Genomic DNA, 17,087 nt, shown 5'->3' with positions numbered 1-17,087 from the left:
GAGCGGACTCGAGCCGCTCGCGCTCGACTATTATAATTTACTTGGGGACAATTAATCCACCCTGCTTCTTAAGGGGGATTTAGGGGGATCGAGATTCCGCCTTCTGCCTTTTACATAAGTGCCTTTTTGAGGATTAACGGCAGTTTTGGTCGAGAAGTTTTAATATGGAGGATGGCTTTAAATTTTCTAATGACCTATGTCTCCTACTTCCGTTTCTCAGGTGTACTCTTCTGGTAATTCCAAGGGTGCGAATCAGTCTCGCAAGACTGCTGCTTTGGCTGTTGAGTCGGGTAAAATTCCACCTCTGTTGGGGGCGAGTTTGGCTGAGTTAACGGAGTGGGTGCAGCAAAACGGGCAACCTGCTTATCGGGGAAAGCAGTTGTACCAGTGGATTTATGAGAGAGGTGCGCGATCGATCTCTGACATTTCTGTATTCTCGAAGCAGTGGCGCGAGACTGTTGCTAAAATTCCGATCGGGCGATCGACAATTCACTATCGATCGGTCGCACCAGACGCCACGGTAAAGTATCTCTTAAAATTGGCAGACGGTCAAATCATTGAAACAGTCGGCATTCCCACCGATAAACGGCTGACTGTGTGCGTCTCAGCCCAAGTTGGCTGCGCGATGGGCTGCGACTTTTGCGCTACCGGAAAAGGCGGTTTCAAGCGCAATTTAGAAAAACACGAAATCGTCGATCAAGTCTTGACAGTACAGCAAGATTTCGGCCGCCGAGTCAGCCACATAGTATTTATGGGAATGGGCGAACCCCTGCTGAATTTCGATAATGTTGTAGCTGCTGTCAAGTGTTTGAATCAAGACGTAGGAATTGGACAGCGAAACATCACCATTTCTACAGTAGGAATTCGCAATCGCATCAGCCAACTAGCTGAACATCAACTGCAAGTTACCCTCGCCGTCAGCCTCCACGCTTCCAATCAAAGATTGCGCGAAGAGTTAATTCCTAGCGCCCGCCCTTATCCTTTAGGTGAGTTAATAGCAGAATGTCGGGAATATGTGCGATCGACTGGACGCAGATTAAGTTTTGAATACGTACTTTTAGCAGGTGTGAATGACTTGCCGGAACACGCAGCCGAGTTGGCTAGTCAGTTGCGCGGTTTTCAGTGTCACGTCAATTTGATTCCTTACAATCCGATTCAGGAAGCTGAATATAAGCGACCGACTCCCAATCGAATTAACAGTTTCGTTGCGACTTTGAAGGAAAAGAAAATTGCAGTTAGCGTGCGGTATTCTCGCGGCTTAGAAGCAGATGCAGCCTGCGGACAATTGCGGGCATCCGAGGTGGAGGCTTAGGTTTTTAACCCAATACGGTTCAGATAAAACAAATCCCCCCTAGCCACCCTAAAAAAAGGGGGGAAAGGGGGGGTGAAAGTCCCCGCAACGATTCGGGGGATGCTGCAAGGGATCTCCGGGGAATTAGCAGTGTTAACTGAACCGTATTGGTTTTTAACCGCCAAAAATTATTGTCGTAGGATGCCCCGGATCGTAGTTTCTCAATGATTGAGAAACTACGATCCGGGGCATCCTATTACTGTGGTTAAACTGTTCGGAAATCGTTAACATCAATTAGGGAAGCATTGACTCCAGTTAAAGAGGCGATCGCAATTCCATTCACCTTAATCAAAGCGCTGTTATTACTCTGACTAATTTCCAATTGGTTGAAACTCAAGCCGCGAGACAATCCCAACACATCTTCGCCTTTAACAAAGTCGGAAATAATATCGATTCCGAGATTGTTGCCGATCGCAAACGTGTCATTGCCCAGCCCGCCAATCAAGCTGTCATCTCCTAAATCTCCGAACAATAAATCGCTGCCAGTACAACCGAGGAGGGTGTCGCTGTTTTCACCGCCATAAATTGTATCATTTCCAGCACCGCCATCTATGAGGTCATTATTCTCGTTGCCACAGAGTAAATCGTTGCCAGCATCCCCGCACAGAGTGTCATCTCCAAATTGTCCGAAGATAGAATCACTGCCTTGACTTCCGACAATCGCATCGCTATCTTTGCCGCCAATTAGGATATCGTTTCCTTTGCCACCATCGATAAAGTTGACGCCTGCATTGCCATAAATGAAGTCATTGCCCTCTTTACCGTTAATCGAATCATTCCCCTTATCTCCGAAGATGAGATCCTCGTCTTCACCGCCGATAATGATGTCGTTACCTTTGCCGCCAAGTAGGATATCATTTCCGCTATTTCCATTGATGAAGTCGTTGCCTTCGTTGCCGTTGAAAATGTCTGGGCTGTTGCCACCAATTAGGTTGTCGTTACCTGCTTTGGCATCGAATATATTGGGACTGTTGCTGCCAAAGTAACCGTCATTTCTAGGAGTACCGATTAGGATGCCGGAATTGCCGTTGATAATATTATCAACTGGATTTGGTCGATCGAGATTTGGCCTTTCAATGCGATCGCCAATGCAGTTTGGATCGGGTGCGGGCGTACCTGTAGGCGTTGGTGTGGGAGTTGGCGTGGGAGTTGGTGTGGGTGTTGGCGTTGTATCTACGATCGTCAAAATCGCCGTATTTTGATTTCCCAAACTCGCATTATTTGTGGCATTTGTCAAACTGAGATTGACAGTTTCATTCCCTTCTACTAAGGTGTCCTGAGTGATGGGAATAGTGAAAGTTTTGCTAGTTTCGCCAGAGAGAAAGTTTAACGTACCCGACGTAGCAGTGTAATCACTTCCGGCGGTGGCGCTACTGTCAGCAGTACCGTAACTCACAGAGGCGGAAAGATTGGTTCCACCTGTAAGTAGGTAAGCGGGATTAAGCCGAGCTATGTAACAGTATGTAAACAGGGCTAACTTAGCCACGCTTAGGGCATTTAGATACTTTACAATTATTTACATAATTGTGTTTTACAGCGCCTACCTACTTATCATTAACTGCAATTGTTGGGGTTGTGTCGTTTTCATTAACCCTGTAAGCAGCGCTACAGAAATTAAAGGTTCCCGGTGCTACAATCTCAAGTTTACGATCAGAATGCTATTCAAGCATTTGAGGACTTAGTTTTGGACAAATGAATTTATGAGCCAAACAAATAAGCAAAATGTTGAAAAATTTCATTTGGATACATCTAACCAATCTATTTCGGTTGGTAGCAAGGCTGCTTAAGGGAACAAACCACATTATGGCAATCGCTACAGTTGTCGCTGTTGCCATCTTAGCCGGACACACAGCATCGGCTCAAGTCGGTCCTCCCAGACCGCCTAATCCACTGGCTTCGCTGAAAACCGTAGCAGTCCCTGAGCCACCAAACTTAGGAGAATTCGTCAAAGACAAACCGGCTGCAATTGCTTTAGGAAAATCGCTGTTCTGGGATTTGCAGGTTGGCAGCAACGGAAATCAGTCTTGCGCCAGTTGCCACTTTCACGCTGGAGTTGATACTCGTGCTAAGAACCAGCTCAGCCCAGGGCTGTTGCGGGTAAATGCAAGCGGTGAGCCAGATCCAGACATTACGTTTAATGCAGGTAAGGGTCCCAACTCTGTGCTGCTGCCAGCGGACTTTCCGTTCCACAAGCTGGCAGACCCGAACGATCGCTTCTCGCAAGTTCTAGCTGACACCAACGATGTTGCAGGATCTCAAGGGGTAAGTCAGACAAAATTCATCGATATTGTCCCTGGTAGTGCGGTCGATAAGGTAGAGGTTCAGCCAGATCCGGTCTTTAAGGTGCAGGGCATCAACGTGGGTCAGGTAACAGAGCGCAACACGCCCAGCACAATTAACGCTGTGTATAACTTCCGCAACTTTTGGGACGGACGCGCCCAAAACGAATTTAATGGTGTGAATCCGTTTGGGTCAAGAGACCCCGGTGCCTTTGTCCTGAAAGCACCCACAAAGCAATCCCCTCTGCAGCAGGTGAAAATTAGCCTGAAGAATTCATCGCTGGCGTCGCAGGCAGTGGGCCCACCGCTAAGCTCTGTGGAAGAATCCGCAACGGGTCGGGTATTTCCGGATATCGGGCAGAAGTTCGATCGGATTAAAGTCAAAAAGCTGCCTAGAGAGACAGGTAAAAAGCTCAAACAGCTACGGCCGCTTGGGAAACAGCTTGTCCATCCCGAAGACAGCGTTTTGGGCAGCTTGAGCCGTTGGCCCCAGCCCGGACTCAAAGACAAAAGTTACGAAAAAATGATTGAGGATGCGTTTAAGCCGGAGTGGTGGGACTCGAAGCAAATCATCAAGGTTGATGCTACAGGAACTCGGTCTTTCAAGCAGCCGCAGGGAGCGTTGGCAACCGATGAGTTTACACTGATGGACTACAACTTCTCATTGTTTTTCGGATTAGCGATTCAACTGTACGAGTCCACCTTGATTTCTAACGATTCACCCTTCGATCAATTTATGGAGGGAAACAGCAACGCGCTGACTGTACAGCAAAAGCAAGGCAAGGATCTGTTTGAAGGTAGAGCGGGGTGTGTCTTCTGTCACGGTGGGGCTGAATTTACCAACGCCTCCGTCAAAAATGTGCAGGAGCAACGGCTCAGACGGATGAGGGTGGGAAATACTGGACAAGCTGTCTATGACAATGCCTTCTACAATATTGCCGTTCGACCGACTGGGGAAGACTTGGGCGTGGGCGCCAATGATCCTTTCGGCAATCCCCTTTCAGAATCGCGGCTAGCTGCGCGAGGACTCTTTCCGTCATTACTAAATGCAACTCCAAATATACCCGTCGGTGCAGATGAACGCATTACAGCAGACGGTGCATTCAAAACGCCTGGACTGCGGAATATTGAGTTGACGGCTCCCTACTTCCACAACGGTGGGCAACTCACCTTGCGAGAGGTCGTTGATTTCTACAATCGAGGCGGGGATTTTCGTGAGAACAACATTGACAATGTGGATATTGGCATCCAAAACCTAAACCTCACCGAGGAACAGAAAACGTCTTTGGTCCTATTCATGGAATCTCTGACGGACGATCGCGTTCGCTATGAGCGTGCCCCGTTCGATCATCCACAACTGTTTATTACGAATGGGCATCCCGGAGATCAGAACGCCGTGACCAATGATGGCACAGGGCAAGCGACAACAACATTGCTAGAGTTGCCTGCGGTGGGTCGGAACGGGACTACTGTTCCTCAACCAAACTTCTTGGGCGTTTCCTCGGAGCGATCGACGACAACGATTACTCCGCAATCTACTCCGCCATCATCAAGGAATCCACTTGAGGGAAGCATTACTGAGGAAGACTGTCCACCAGGCTCAACACCTAAGTTTGTGACCGGAGGATATATGTGTGTCACTAAGTAATGATTTCCTGCGGTATTGAACACCGCTTTAAAGGGGATTAGCAGGCGATTTTCGCGGTTGAAGCCTGAGAAAACCCCTGCGAGCGATCGTGAAATCTATCGCAATCCGCTTTGAGTCCTCAACTTAACCGTTAAAATCCCCAACCTCTTTAAGAGGTTGGGGATTTTGTATTCATCAGCGAGTGTGGAGGCGGAACGAGCTTAGCAGAAGCCACAAAGAGCTTGCTCAACTTTTCGGTACATGGTTGCCGGTGATGCACAAGTTTTGAGGCATTATATCGCTATTTTTTTTTCATTCGGGAACCTTTTTTCGGTCAGACAACCCAACGCCGCGTCTCCTTTTTCACTTTATTCGGCAAGCCGTATATAAAATCCTGACCTTTAACAAAATTCGAGATAATACAGCAGATTCTCGCCGATTTCCAAGACAAAAGTATCCTCGCCCAAACCTCGGACAAATTTCGACAATTTTTACCTAAAAATTCAGCTAAAACAATACACTCTACAAGCGTTTAACAAGTATCCACCGCAACTCTAACGGCGGTGTTTCTTGCACCGGAAATAAATCTCGCCCGCTAGCCCAACTGACAAACCAAGGTGTCGGCGGCCACGCCGACTCAGGCAAATGTTTTTGTTCGTATTCAATCACAGATTCATCGGAAATAATTTCTAACGGCAAACCCTCTATTGCTGCTTGCAATTCTTGTCTGGTAATCAGATAAGACCAACACAATTCAGACATTTGTTTTGCCATCTCATCGGGTTCGTACCCATCTACAGCTAAGAAAGTGCTGAATAAGATAAACCCGCCGCTTAACACGGCATCGGACATTTTGCCGAGGAAAAGACGAATTTGTTCGGGGTAGCGGAAGTGAGAGAGAACTTCGGTAGCAATCGCTAATTTGTACCGATAAGTTTTCATTCTCAATAATGGGTCTAAAACGTCGCCTTGGGTGACATTTATCGGCAAGTTTTCGGCGGTGGCTGCTGCTGATAGTTTCTCGGCAAATATGGGTGTTAGTTCGATCGCATCCACGGAATGACCTAACCTTGCTAAAGGCAGACTATTGCGCCCCGGGCCCGCACCGACATCTAAAATAGGTGCTTTTCCCGGTTCGCCTAATTCGGCGGCAATGGCGATGACTTTGGCATCGGGATGGCTGCCGAATAAAGGTTCGGGGCGAATATCCGGCCAGCTATGATATTTCTGGGCCATTGATTCGACTTGAATCTTGGTATTCAGAGTAATGCCGCCGGCTAAACCGGTTTGGGAATTGGCAGGAAAGTATGAGACTATTAGATTAGCGTGGGGGGAATTTTTGAATCCTTCTGCTAAGGCGTTGGCGATTAATGTTCGCAAGTTTTCGGCTTGGGCAGCGTCGATGTTTTGTCCGAGAATGTTTAAGAAGTCTGACAGTAATTTAAGATAGTCGTCTAGCATCGATGGCAAGCAAGGCAGATAGAATTCTCCCTTGAGGCCGATGTTCTTTTTGAGCCTTTCTTTGAGAATTAATTTCAGGCGATTCGAGTCTATCATTCGATTTTAGATTTTAGATTTTAGATTTTAGATTGACTCTCGCATTGAATCGGGAACCTAGAACAAGACTCTAAAATTTTTATCTTTGCAGCACTTACAGCATATTCCAGGTTTATGAAGTACAGTAGAAACCTTAATTGTGTGCTGTTAATCTGTAGGGTGCGTCGCTACGAGATATTGGATATAACTTACAGATTGACGGGTGGCGACGCACCTTACACGGGCCATCAGATTATGTGTACCACATATAAATGGAATATGCTGTAAGTCATTCGCAACTCTCCGTTTTTGGGCGGAGTCAGCGACGGGCCTGTGTCGGGTGATTCGCTGACGGGCAATGCGGGGATAGATGCAGCACTGGTAAGGTTTTTAGTCACAATATTTTTGATTAGATTCAGCAATAAGTGCGATCGCACCGAGCATAATCTTGTGCTCTTGCACCTGAATTCGAGCGTGCAGCGTTTCTGCGGTATCGTCAGGCAATACCGGCACCGCAGCCTGCATTAAAATCGGCCCGCTGTCTACTTCTAAACGGGCAATATGCACCGTACATCCGGTGATTTTAACCTTAGCGGCCAGTGCTTGCTCGACGGCGCGAATTCCTGGGAAACTCGGCAGTAAGCTGGGGTGAATGTTAATAACGCGATCGGGAAAAGCATCAAATAAAACTTCGGTAACAATTCGCATCCAACCCGCCATCACTACCCATTCTACATCATATTCTTGAAAAGTTTTGACAATTTTTGTATCTAATTCTTCGCGACTTTTGCAGTCGCGGTGATTGAGAAGAATCGAGGGAATGCCGTATTTTTCTGCTCTGGCTGCGGCTTTGGCTTCGGGGTTGTTGTAAATTAATACTGGGATTTGAGCGTTGAGTTGTTGGTTTTGGATGGCTTGGGCAATTACCTCGAAGTTGCTGCCGCTTCCTGATGCTAAAACTCCTAATTTTAAGGGCTTACTAAGAGAAGCATCTTTTTCGACTTTGGCGGCAGGAATTGCGGGGACAATCAAACAATCTCTGGAATTGGTATTTGCTGTTATCATAAAATTTTTAGTTTGCTCTCAAAATTGTACCACCTGTAATATCAATTTCGGTAACATCGGAATTAATATGGCCCGACCGAAATCAGGACACGGCAGTGCCGTGTCGAAAGCTTATCATTCCGGCGCAGCCGGAATTGATATAACGAGTGCTAATCTGGTCGAGCGGCAAAAAAATCATCCCTGAGAATCGAATAAATTTTGAGATCCCAGTATTCGCCTTTGACAAATATCTGCTGTCGCAATATTCCTTCCAATTGCATCCCCACTTTTTCCATTACGCGCGCCGATCCAATATTGCTAACTTTACATTTAGCCTCAATTCTATTCAACAGCATTTCCCGAAACCCGAACTCCATGATTGCATTGACAGCCTCGCTCATATATCCTTGATTCCAATATTTTCGAGAAATCGCGTATCCCATTTCAGCGCGACTGTGTGTCATGCTCCATCCCACATATCCGCAAGTACCGATAAATTTGTTATCGGCTTTGTGAACTATCCCCCAATCCACAAGTTCTCGTTTTTTGTACATTTTTAGCAGCGATTTTATAAAATACTTAGTGTCTTCGATTGAGGTATGAGTTGACCAGGTTGTGTATTTTGACACTTCGGGATCTAAACCATACTCAAACATATCGCTGGCATCGTTTAAAGTAATTTTCCTCAGCAGCAGTCTCTCAGTTTCTATCGTGGGTAAATTGGCTAATATATCGAGAAGATTCATTGTGAAATTGACCTATATTGTGATACCATTTAAAACTAAAAGCTAAAATTTACAAGCCAATGGTTCGGATTAAATTTGGGCGTTTTAACTGGTTGGATAATGATGCGATCGCAGCTTGGACTTTTCTGACCCCAGCTTTGCTGTTTCTGGGTACTTTTTTGATTTGGCCGATCGCCTATTTATTTTACCTCAGCTTTACCAGCGGCAGCTTTACCCAGTCGGGATTGCGTTGGATTGGCTTCAACAACTACTGGCGTCTAGTCACAAACCCGGATTTCTGGCAAATTCTCCAAAATACGCTCTATTTTACTACTGCAACAGTCATTCCCAGTTTAGTGATTCCATTGGGCTTAGCAGTTTTGCTAAATCGCTCGTTTGCTTGGCGAGGAGCTCTCCGCACCGCTTATTTTATTCCTTCGATTACCTCTTTAGTTGCAGTTGGCTTGGGTTGGCGGTGGTTGTTTCAAACCGAAGGCCCGGTGAATAATGCGCTAAGTGCGATCGGCTTAAATCCAATTCCTTGGCTTAGCAGCACAGTTTGGGCAATGCCAGTGATAATTCTGCTCAGTGTTTGGAAACAATTAGGCTTTAATATGGTAGTATTTTTAGCAGGATTGCAAGCAATTCCGGTAAATCGTTACGAAGCGGCAGAATTGGATGGAGCTAATGCTTGGCAGCAATTTTTGTACATCACTTTACCCGGTTTGCGGCCGACTTTAGTATTTGCTACCGTCACTACTGCTATTTTTACCCTGCGGAGTTTCGAGCAAGTTTACGTCATCACCGGCGGCGGCCCTTTAAACTCTACTAATTTGCTAGTTTATTATATTTACGAGCAAGCTTTTTCGCAATTTGATTTTGGCTATGCAGCCGCAGCGGCAACTTTCCTGATGGCTATAGCTTTGATATTAGTCTATTTACAACTAAAAGTGTGGGGCGAAGATGCTTGATATCACGTCCAGTAGCATCCTTCGTGTATGGGCGGGGCGGGTTTACCGAATTGTTTGTTGTAGGCAATTATGGTTGGTAAAACCCGCCCCAACGCGCAAATTATACAATTAACAATGCCCAATGCCCGATGCCCAATGCCCGATGCCCAATGCCCAATTACCCATTCCCAATTTTATATTCCATGTACTCTGCTGTTTGTTGAGCTTGTGCTGTACCCAAAAGTTTGCCGACAACGTGCAGAGACATATCAATTCCCGCAGCAATTCCCCCAGAAGTGATGATTTTGCCGTTATCTACAAATCGCTGATTTTCGATAATAGTTGTGTTGGGAGCTAATTCTCTCAATAAATCCAATACTTGATGGTGGGTAGTTGCTGCTAAACCTTCCAACAAACCAGCTTTTGCCAAAAGCAGCGAACCCGTACAGACAGAAAGCACTAATTCTGCTGTTCGCGCACAATCTTTTATCCAATTAATAACTGCTGAATTATAGATTAACTTTCTTGTACCTTGTCCTCCCGGTACAATTAAAATATCCGGTGGCGGACAATCGGAAATGGTGCAGTTGGGATTTACGCTCAAACCATTGCGGGTTTTGACAGCACCGGGATGTTCGGCTACGGTAGAGACTGCAAAAGGTCGCTCGCCCTTACTTAATTCTGATGTCACCGAAAACACTTCAAAAGGGCCTGCAAAGTCCAGTACCTCGACATCATCGAATATTAAAATAGCTACCTTCCTAGTGGCCATAAGACCTACTTCTGATAGAGGCAAAAAATCTCGGCGATTTGTTATCGTAGAACTGATATAATTTAAATTATTAAAGCTATGCCGAAAAATATTCGCCATCGCGCCATAAAAATTTTTCTTTTGTGTGTGGCTTGCGCCTTAGCAATTGCTGTAGCGCCAATTGTCACGCCCGCTCAATCCACAACTCAATTAGAGTTTCGCATTACTCAATTAGAAAGGCAAATTTCTGAACTCAGGGGACAAATATACAGCTTGCAGAACCAAGGTTCTAGACTTAACCGACCTCAGTCTCCTTCCCCTTCCGGTTCTGGTCGCACCAATCCTAGAACGCTGTCGGGAGACCCGATGTTTGATAATTTAGCAACTTTGGCAATTGAAACTAAGCAAGATGTTATTAAAATTCAAGAGCGGTTGTCAAAGCTAGAAGCGTCGAGAAATCGCTAGAGAAGTCAATCGATTTTAGATTTTAGATTTTAGATTTTAGATTTTAGAATTGAAGCATTGACTTGCGCGAGATAAATTCGGGGGGCAAGTTTCATCGGATACACATTTTTTATTTTTCCGTCCTGAGTCTCCGAAGGAATGAATCACGTGGCGGGTATTCTGGATGCTTTCGGTCATTAGTCATTGGTCATTGGTCATTGGTCAGAAGGAAGAGGTTCAAGGGAAGAGGGAAGAAGTCAGTAGTCATTAGTTAGAAGGATGAAGTCATATTATCCCCAACTCAAAACTCAAAACTCTCTGCCTCTTCCCTCTCCTTCTCTCCCATTCTCCGACGTTGAGGTCGAGAACAGCAGGGTCTGCTAAAAGTTAACTTGCAGAACTATTCAATGATATGGAAATAATAGGCTGCAACCACAAAATTGATGGCTAACAACAACAGAAACCAGCCTGCGCGAAATGTGTAAGGGAATTTGCCCGTTTTCATCACGGAGTCGGATTTTAATTGGTTCTTCGCTATCTCTGGCATAGGTAAAGCTCCTAATTGATAATGTCACTCTCTTTACAAATACCAGAGAGCGTCGCACTTATGCACAATCCTCTAGAGTTATTTTTTTTGACACTCCCCTGCCTGAAGGCGAGGGGATTCTTGGTTCTGCGACATACCTTAAAACTATCTATCCTTGCGGCAGTGTTTAAACCAGGTATCCGTTCAAAAGAACCAAATATCGAGCTTAATTTAGATAGCCTCGCGAGGGTTTGTCTCCCCAAGCTTTCGAGAATTGCTTCTCTTGTTTCTGTGTGCCCCACAGTACATTTTAGACAGTACATTTTAGAAATAAAAAGTTTAGTCTCTGATTTTGGCTTACATTAGTTAGCCCAGCTATGTTTTTCGTGGTTTTCGCCACCCACTAACCATTATTGTTTTCCGACCAGTCGTTTGAGCGTGGTGTCTCTTATGTATCGGCGGTTATTCTACCTGTAGTATAGTTATTGTACTCTACAATGAACACAATGCAAGAATGTTCAAGAAAACACTTAACAAAAGTTGATAATTAATTAAAGCCGTCCTAGAAGGACGGGGCTTTATACCCAATTTCTTGGTAACAAGTTTATACCGAGTTGAATTCAAATTAGTTTCAATCGTTTTCTCCGGCGTGGTAGGAACTGCGGACGAGAGGCCCCGATCGCACGCGCTCAAACCCCATCTCCCGCGCGATCGACCCGAAACGGTCAAATTCGGCGGGCGTCCAGTATTTACGCACTGGGAGGTGCTCTAGAGATGGTCTCATGTATTGACCGAGAGTGAGCCGATCGCACTTGGCCTCCCGCAAATCTGTCATCGCTTCGACTATCTCGGCTTCGGTTTCCCCGTGCCCCAACATCAAACCGGATTTGGTGGGAATAGTTGGGTCATATTGCTTAACAATACGCAGAACGTCGATCGAGCGATCGTACTTCGCCCCCCTCCGCACCGGCCCTTGCAAGCGACGCACCGTCTCAATATTGTGGTTGTAACAAGCCGGTTTAGCCTCCACCACAGTCCGAATCCGATCTCGCTGCAACTCATCGAGGCCGGAATTCTCCCCGTCGGGGGCGGGAACGGGGAGGGCGGGCACGGGGAGGGCGGGCACGGAGGCACCGCCCCTACCTGTTCCCCCCCAAAAATCCGGCGTCAGTACCTCAACTTCAGTATGCGGGTTCAGAAGGCGGATTTGGGCGATCGTCCTGGCAAACCAACCCGCACCCCCATCCGGCAAATCATCCCTCGCCACCGAAGTCAGCACCGCATAGCGCAAACCCAACAACTGCACAGCCTCCGCCACCTTTTGCGGTTCCTCCGGGTCGAGGGGCATCGGAGAATGACCTTTATCTACTTGACAAAAAGCACAAGCGCGGGTGCAAGTCGGCCCCATCAACAAAAAAGTCGCCGTTTTTTGCGCGTAGCACTCGCCCCGGTTGGGACATCTCCCCTCCTCACAAATCGTGTGAATTTGCCGCTGTTTGATAATTTTCTGCACTTCGGAAAGTTCGCTAGCTTTGCCAACGGGCCTACGCAACCACTCCGGCATCGCCTCGATTTCACCCCGCATTTGGGCGGCAACTGCTTTGACAGTAGGAGTTTTAGGAGTTTGGGGCGACATAAAATTAAGTGGCGATTGAGTTAATTCCTTCGATCGTATCCGAAATCAAAGCCCCTGAACTTGTAGAAGTATCACCCGAAATCAGAATCGCGCCGACGTGCAACAAAACTAAACTCGCCCAGAATTATGGGTAGAATTCTGTTAGGGATATACTGAAGGTTGCAAATCATCACTCATTCATTACTGAAGGAGTCAGTCGTGGCTGGTCAAAAAATCTTGGTAATCGATGACAGTAAAGTCATCCGCGTCCGAGTCCGAGAGATGTTGCCGCAGGGTAACTTTGAAGTTCTAGAAGCAAAAGACGGCGAAGAGGGACTCAAACTGATCCGTCAAGCCCGGCCAAATCTAATTATGTTAGATTTCCTACTGCCCAAAGTCAGCGGTTGGGAAGTGTATCAAAAAGTGCAAGCCCATCCTGAGCTTTCTAAGATACCTTTGGTGATCATGTCGGGCCGCGAAGAAGAGGTGATGGAAAAAATTCCGAAACCCTTTGAGAAGCATTTTTTTGCATTCATCGCTAAACCGTTTGAGAAGAAGCAGCTAACCGAGGCAATCAAATCGGCGATGGTACTGGCCAAAAAGAAACCAGTGCCGGAAGCCCCAGCCGCCGCCGCTGCACCCACTTCTGGAGCGGGCGCCGCCGAAATTCAGGCGATGACTGCGAAAATGGCGAAAATGCAAGCGGAAATTGATGCACTCAAAAAACAAATGACTCAGGTGATTACGATCATCAAGCAGAAATTGAAATAATTCTGCTGTTTTTTGAAGGCACTTATGTAGAAGGAAACTTCCACACCGTGAAACTTTCATTTGAGTCTCAAAGGCTGCGATTTTATCCGCATTTTTTTGCCAAATTGTTTGAGCGAGTGCGATCGCCAATAGCCTGCAACTGGTTTATCAAAATCCCAGTGAGAAAATCAATTAAAAGTTAAAAATAAAACAAGGGAGGAAATTAATTATTAATTTATATTAGGATTTTTAATTCCCGCTCGTTCCACACTCAATTATCAACTCCTCAGTCTCATTTTTTTGGTTAATGACTAACGACTATTCCGATTTTTTGCCTCAACTGCGTGCCTCAACAGAGCAATTATTGAAAAGATTAGACTGCTTCGATCAAGCGCAGGTATTAGCGATCGGAGATTTGACCTTGGACGAGTTTCTTACCGGACAAGTAGAGCGAATTTCCCGCGAAGCACCTGTGCTGATTTTGCGCTACGAAAATACTCAGCAAGTACCAGGAGGTGGCGCAAATGCTGTCTATAATTTAGCCAAACTGGGAGGCAAAGTAAAAGTTGCTGGTTTGGTGGGAAAAGACGACCAGGGAAAGGCTTTGTGCGGTATTTTTGAGGCGGCGGGAATTGATACGGGTGGGATTTTAATCGATTCGCAGCGTCCAACTGTCACCAAAACTCGAATTTCCGGGCACGCGCGGCAGTCGGTGACTCAGCAAATTGTTCGAGTCGATCGCAAATCGGACGAGTTGCCGGATTTAGATTTGCAGTTGCAATTGGCAGACTACATCCGGCAGCAAATACCGACAGTAGATGCAGTGGTTTGTTCCGACTACGGCGACGGAGTTTGGACGAATTTGGCGATCGAATCGGCAGTGGTTCCCGGCAAAACAATTGTAGACGCTCAAATAAATTTGCAGCGATATTCTGGAGCAATGTTATTTACTCCCAACTTGCCAGAAGCCGAGCAAGCCGTCGGATATGCTATCAAAAACCCTCAAACTTTAATGCAAGCAGGACGCGATTTATTGAACTTAACTCAAGCTCAAAAAATCCTGATTACTCGCGGCGAAGAAGGGATGACTTTGTTTGAAAGGGCGAACGGCGAAGAAATCAAAAATTCACCCCCTCCAACATCCATTTGTGAAAAGGGGGAATTTGCCATTCAAAGTTGGGATATTCCCCCTTTTAACAAGACTGATGTATTCGACGTAACCGGTGCTGGAGATACAGTTGTAGCAGCAATGACTTTAGCTTTGTGCGTCGGTGCATCTGGTTGGGAAGCGGCAGTTTTGGGCAATTTAGCGGCTAGTATTGTCGTGCGTCAATTCGGTACGGCAACGACGACTGCAGACGAAATGAAAGAAGCTTTGAAAACGATGATCGATCACTAATCAGTTGTAATAGGTGATTGATTATTACTTGTTCCCAGGCTCTGCCTGGTAACGCAGATCCAGAGGCTCAGCCTCCAATTTTCCTATCGCTTTTCGAGGCAAAGCGTCTGGATATCGGTTCCCAGGCAGAGCCAGGGAACCTGTTACTACTGACTACTGACTAATGACTAATGACTAACGACTACTTACTCTTTTTCAAAATTTGCCCCTTGTTATCAATTATCAAACCGCTATTGGGAAAATCGCTCTTTGTCAAACGGTTAATCAACCCCACAGTCCTAAATTTGTTATCAACAGCCGGAACACCTCGCCCGTCAAGTTGGACGGGGATAATCTTACCAGAAACAAAATCCCCTTTCGGAGTCATTTTAACATCCAAAATTAGAGATTGACCGAGTGCTCCTGCTGTGGACAAAGTGCGATAACCCAAAAAATTGCCCAGGGAATAAGCAATCAATTTCCCTTTATACAGTTCCATTGCTCGCGGAACGTGCGGGCCATGTCCCAAAATCAAATCCGCTCCCGCATCAATCATCGTCCGCGAAAACAAAACCATATTTCCCCGGTTTTCTCCGTAAAAGAACTCAGTTTTATTTCTCACATTCAGAGCGCCCGTTCCTTCAGAGCCAGCATGAACTGATATCACTACAATATCAGCGTTTTGCTTGGCTTTTTTGACAACTTCTGCTCCCGCTTTCAGTTCCAGCAATGAATTGTGAACGTCGCCGTAGTTGCTGAAACCGATAAAGGCAAAATTCACACCCTTGACATTTTGATAAACAATTTGATCTCTTTTGCCAACAGCCTTCATGCCGTTGCTGTCGATGTTTTTAATCGTGTCCTTAAATCCTTGCTCGTGAAAATCGTAAGAGTGATTGTTGGCAATATTCAAAATATCAAAACCAACATCTTTGAAGATTTTGGCATAACTCGGAGGCGTCCGAAAGGCAAACAGCATTCGTCCGCCGCCGGCTTTGGAACTGTAAGGATAATTGGTCATCGTGCTTTCAAAATTGCCAAACAGAATATCAGCTCCTTTGAGGTACGGTTTTACCGACTCTAATAACATCTCTTTTTTTGCCGGCAGTTTGTTGTAGGGATAATTTGTGCCGGGGATCATGTCACCAACTGCTTTGATGCTGACTGTGGCGGGCACAATGGCAGGTTTTTTGGCAGCAGGGGAGGGCGGTTTTGGAGCTGGAAGGGGTTTGGCTGCGGGTGTCGAACTCACTTCTTGTACCGCAGGCTTTGACGTTGGAGGGTTATTAGTAGCGGTGGTTGGGGATTTGTAAAGTTGAGAAGCCAGCATAAAGCCGGATATCGGTACGAGAATTAGACTCAGAGCACCGACTGACAGCCCAGATTTTTTAGTTTTAGTGCCTGCTAATTCTGGCTGGGGTGATGGCTTTTGCTGCCTTTGGTTTGGGGGTTTTGGAGTTGGGATTTTAGAGGGTTGGGGCGAAGATTTTTCTGGTATTTGAGTGGGCGCCGTTGTGACATTTTGAGTTTTTTCTAGCTTGGGCAAAGTCACAGGAATGGGAGAAGCGGCTACACTAGCGGCTACTGCTGCACTCGCAGCTACTGCGGCATTCACGGCAACTAACGGACTCACGGGTGCGGCAGTCAAGCGTTTTTTTAATTCTACCGTCTGAGTCCAAGCGGGCAATTGCTGGCCGTCGCGCCGCCCGTAAACTGTCACTGAGTAAAGGTTATTTGGTCGCAGCCGCTGCAACCCTTTGACTGCGACTCGGAGACAGGCTTCTTCTGCAGGCAAATGTTCTGCTTCCAGCAGCAGGTGCAGGGTGTCGTTTTCCCGGCTGGCTTTAGCCGTGACGCCGAAGCTTTGGAGTGCTTGGCTGATCAGAAATGCGATCGCCCTGGCATCGCCTTCTTTTGCTAAATTTAAAATATCTTGTTGGCTCACAAACGCCTCTACTCTCACACTAGAAATTTAGCTCGATCTTATATCAAATTTGGCTGCACAGCATTAAATACCGATTGATTTAACTTAAGTAAGGAATGAGAATTAAATAACTTCCACTCTTGAAAGTGGGATGGGCGTCCCGCCCGTCCAAAAAGGACGGGCGGGA

At 46.3% G+C, this 17,087-nt stretch carries 15 protein-coding genes; 6 read left to right on the top strand and 9 right to left on the bottom strand.

Features of this window, described 5'->3' with window-relative positions; translation table 11 throughout:
- Nucleotides 1–196 precede the first annotated feature (196 nt).
- Entirely contained in the window at nucleotides 197–1,312 is a 1,116-nt protein-coding gene (gene rlmN / locus QUB20_RS25775; protein ID WP_333250474.1) for a 23S rRNA (adenine(2503)-C(2))-methyltransferase RlmN, read from the top strand.
- 244 nt (nucleotides 1,313–1,556) lie between these two features.
- Here rlmN and QUB20_RS25770 read toward each other — a convergent pair whose 3' ends face one another.
- Nucleotides 1,557–2,837 (bottom strand): Calx-beta domain-containing protein, encoded by a 1,281-nt coding sequence (locus QUB20_RS25770; protein ID WP_333250476.1) that lies wholly within the window; start codon nucleotides 2,835–2,837, stop codon nucleotides 1,557–1,559.
- 317 nt (nucleotides 2,838–3,154) lie between these two features.
- Here QUB20_RS25770 and QUB20_RS25765 point away from each other — a divergent pair, with 317 nt between their 5' ends.
- The gene (locus QUB20_RS25765) at nucleotides 3,155–5,278 is read left to right on the top strand and encodes a cytochrome c peroxidase (RefSeq protein ID WP_333250478.1); all 2,124 of its coding nucleotides are present in this window, start codon (nucleotides 3,155–3,157) and stop codon (nucleotides 5,276–5,278) included.
- 501 nt (nucleotides 5,279–5,779) lie between these two features.
- On the opposite strand, the gene QUB20_RS25760 is transcribed toward QUB20_RS25765, so the two are convergent.
- The 4 genes from QUB20_RS25760 to QUB20_RS25745 all read right to left on the bottom strand — a co-directional run bounded on the left by QUB20_RS25760 (nucleotide 5,780) and on the right by QUB20_RS25745 (nucleotide 8,583).
- Nucleotides 5,780–6,814, bottom strand: coding sequence for a class I SAM-dependent methyltransferase (locus tag QUB20_RS25760; protein ID WP_333250480.1), 1,035 nt, complete (start codon nucleotides 6,812–6,814; stop codon nucleotides 5,780–5,782).
- A gap of 227 nt (nucleotides 6,815–7,041) precedes the next feature.
- Nucleotides 7,042–7,191 carry a hypothetical protein gene (locus tag QUB20_RS25755; RefSeq protein WP_333250483.1) on the bottom strand — a complete coding sequence of 50 codons (150 nt, stop codon included), beginning with the start codon at nucleotides 7,189–7,191 and terminating at the stop codon, nucleotides 7,042–7,044.
- Nucleotides 7,184–7,855, bottom strand: coding sequence for a phosphoribosylglycinamide formyltransferase (purN, locus tag QUB20_RS25750; RefSeq protein WP_445299431.1), 672 nt, complete (start codon nucleotides 7,853–7,855; stop codon nucleotides 7,184–7,186). Before purN ends, QUB20_RS25755 begins: the two co-directional genes overlap by 8 nt.
- A 152-nt stretch (nucleotides 7,856–8,007) precedes the next feature.
- A complete protein-coding gene (locus tag QUB20_RS25745; RefSeq protein ID WP_333250488.1) occupies nucleotides 8,008–8,583 on the bottom strand; it encodes a GNAT family protein in 576 nt (191 codons plus the stop codon).
- 59 nt (nucleotides 8,584–8,642) lie between these two features.
- On the opposite strand from QUB20_RS25745, the gene QUB20_RS25740 reads away from it, so the two are divergent.
- Entirely contained in the window at nucleotides 8,643–9,533 is an 891-nt protein-coding gene (locus tag QUB20_RS25740) for a sugar ABC transporter permease (RefSeq protein ID WP_333250490.1), read from the top strand.
- 157 nt (nucleotides 9,534–9,690) lie between these two features.
- Here QUB20_RS25740 and QUB20_RS25735 read toward each other — a convergent pair whose 3' ends face one another.
- Entirely contained in the window at nucleotides 9,691–10,284 is a 594-nt protein-coding gene (locus tag QUB20_RS25735) for a DJ-1/PfpI family protein (protein WP_333250492.1), read from the bottom strand.
- Nucleotides 10,285–10,362: 78 nt separating this feature from the next.
- Between QUB20_RS25735 and QUB20_RS25730 the strand changes: the two genes are divergently transcribed.
- Complete coding sequence (locus QUB20_RS25730) at nucleotides 10,363–10,728, top strand: hypothetical protein (RefSeq protein ID WP_333250494.1); 366 nt, start codon at nucleotides 10,363–10,365, stop codon at nucleotides 10,726–10,728.
- A 379-nt stretch (nucleotides 10,729–11,107) separates the two neighbouring features.
- On the opposite strand, the gene QUB20_RS25725 is transcribed toward QUB20_RS25730, so the two are convergent.
- Nucleotides 11,108–11,254: a photosystem I protein PsaX gene (locus QUB20_RS25725; RefSeq protein ID WP_333212667.1), complete on the bottom strand. Its 147-nt coding sequence runs from the start codon at nucleotides 11,252–11,254 to the stop codon at nucleotides 11,108–11,110.
- Nucleotides 11,255–11,864: 610 nt separating this feature from the next.
- Nucleotides 11,865–12,869, bottom strand: coding sequence for a lipoyl synthase (locus QUB20_RS25720; protein WP_333250497.1), 1,005 nt, complete (start codon nucleotides 12,867–12,869; stop codon nucleotides 11,865–11,867).
- Between the two features lie 198 nt (nucleotides 12,870–13,067).
- Between QUB20_RS25720 and QUB20_RS25715 the strand changes: the two genes are divergently transcribed.
- Together QUB20_RS25715 and QUB20_RS25710 are read left to right on the top strand one after the other, a co-directional pair.
- A complete protein-coding gene (locus QUB20_RS25715) occupies nucleotides 13,068–13,619 on the top strand; it encodes a response regulator (RefSeq protein ID WP_006635176.1) in 552 nt (183 codons plus the stop codon).
- A gap of 286 nt (nucleotides 13,620–13,905) precedes the next feature.
- Nucleotides 13,906–14,997, top strand: coding sequence for a PfkB family carbohydrate kinase (locus QUB20_RS25710; RefSeq protein WP_333250499.1), 1,092 nt, complete (start codon nucleotides 13,906–13,908; stop codon nucleotides 14,995–14,997).
- A 181-nt stretch (nucleotides 14,998–15,178) separates the two neighbouring features.
- On the opposite strand, the gene QUB20_RS25705 is transcribed toward QUB20_RS25710, so the two are convergent.
- Nucleotides 15,179–16,921, bottom strand: a complete 1,743-nt coding sequence (locus QUB20_RS25705) for a CapA family protein (RefSeq protein WP_333250501.1) — start codon at nucleotides 16,919–16,921, stop codon at nucleotides 15,179–15,181.
- Between the last annotated feature and the right edge of the window lie 166 nt (nucleotides 16,922–17,087).

The sequence above is a fragment of the Microcoleus sp. B4-C2 genome (assembly GCF_036705265.1).
Taxonomy (GTDB): Bacteria; Cyanobacteriota; Cyanobacteriia; order Cyanobacteriales; family Microcoleaceae; genus Microcoleus.
Note: the sequence above shows the minus strand (reverse complement) of the source record. Positions and strands in the feature narration are given on the sequence as shown.

Coding starts and splice junctions, on each gene's coding strand:
- QUB20_RS25765 (WP_333250478.1), top strand. CDS start 3,155: ATGGCAATCGCTACAGTTGTCGCTGTTGCCATCTTAGCCGGACACACA.
- QUB20_RS25720 (WP_333250497.1), bottom strand. CDS start 12,869: ATGTCGCCCCAAACTCCTAAAACTCCTACTGTCAAAGCAGTTGCCGCC.
- QUB20_RS25710 (WP_333250499.1), top strand. CDS start 13,906: ATGACTAACGACTATTCCGATTTTTTGCCTCAACTGCGTGCCTCAACA.
- QUB20_RS25725 (WP_333212667.1), bottom strand. CDS start 11,254: ATGCCAGAGATAGCGAAGAACCAATTAAAATCCGACTCCGTGATGAAA.
- QUB20_RS25745 (WP_333250488.1), bottom strand. CDS start 8,583: ATGAATCTTCTCGATATATTAGCCAATTTACCCACGATAGAAACTGAG.
- QUB20_RS25760 (WP_333250480.1), bottom strand. CDS start 6,814: ATGATAGACTCGAATCGCCTGAAATTAATTCTCAAAGAAAGGCTCAAA.
- rlmN (WP_333250474.1), top strand. CDS start 197: ATGTCTCCTACTTCCGTTTCTCAGGTGTACTCTTCTGGTAATTCCAAG.
- QUB20_RS25735 (WP_333250492.1), bottom strand. CDS start 10,284: ATGGCCACTAGGAAGGTAGCTATTTTAATATTCGATGATGTCGAGGTA.
- QUB20_RS25730 (WP_333250494.1), top strand. CDS start 10,363: ATGCCGAAAAATATTCGCCATCGCGCCATAAAAATTTTTCTTTTGTGT.
- QUB20_RS25740 (WP_333250490.1), top strand. CDS start 8,643: ATGGTTCGGATTAAATTTGGGCGTTTTAACTGGTTGGATAATGATGCG.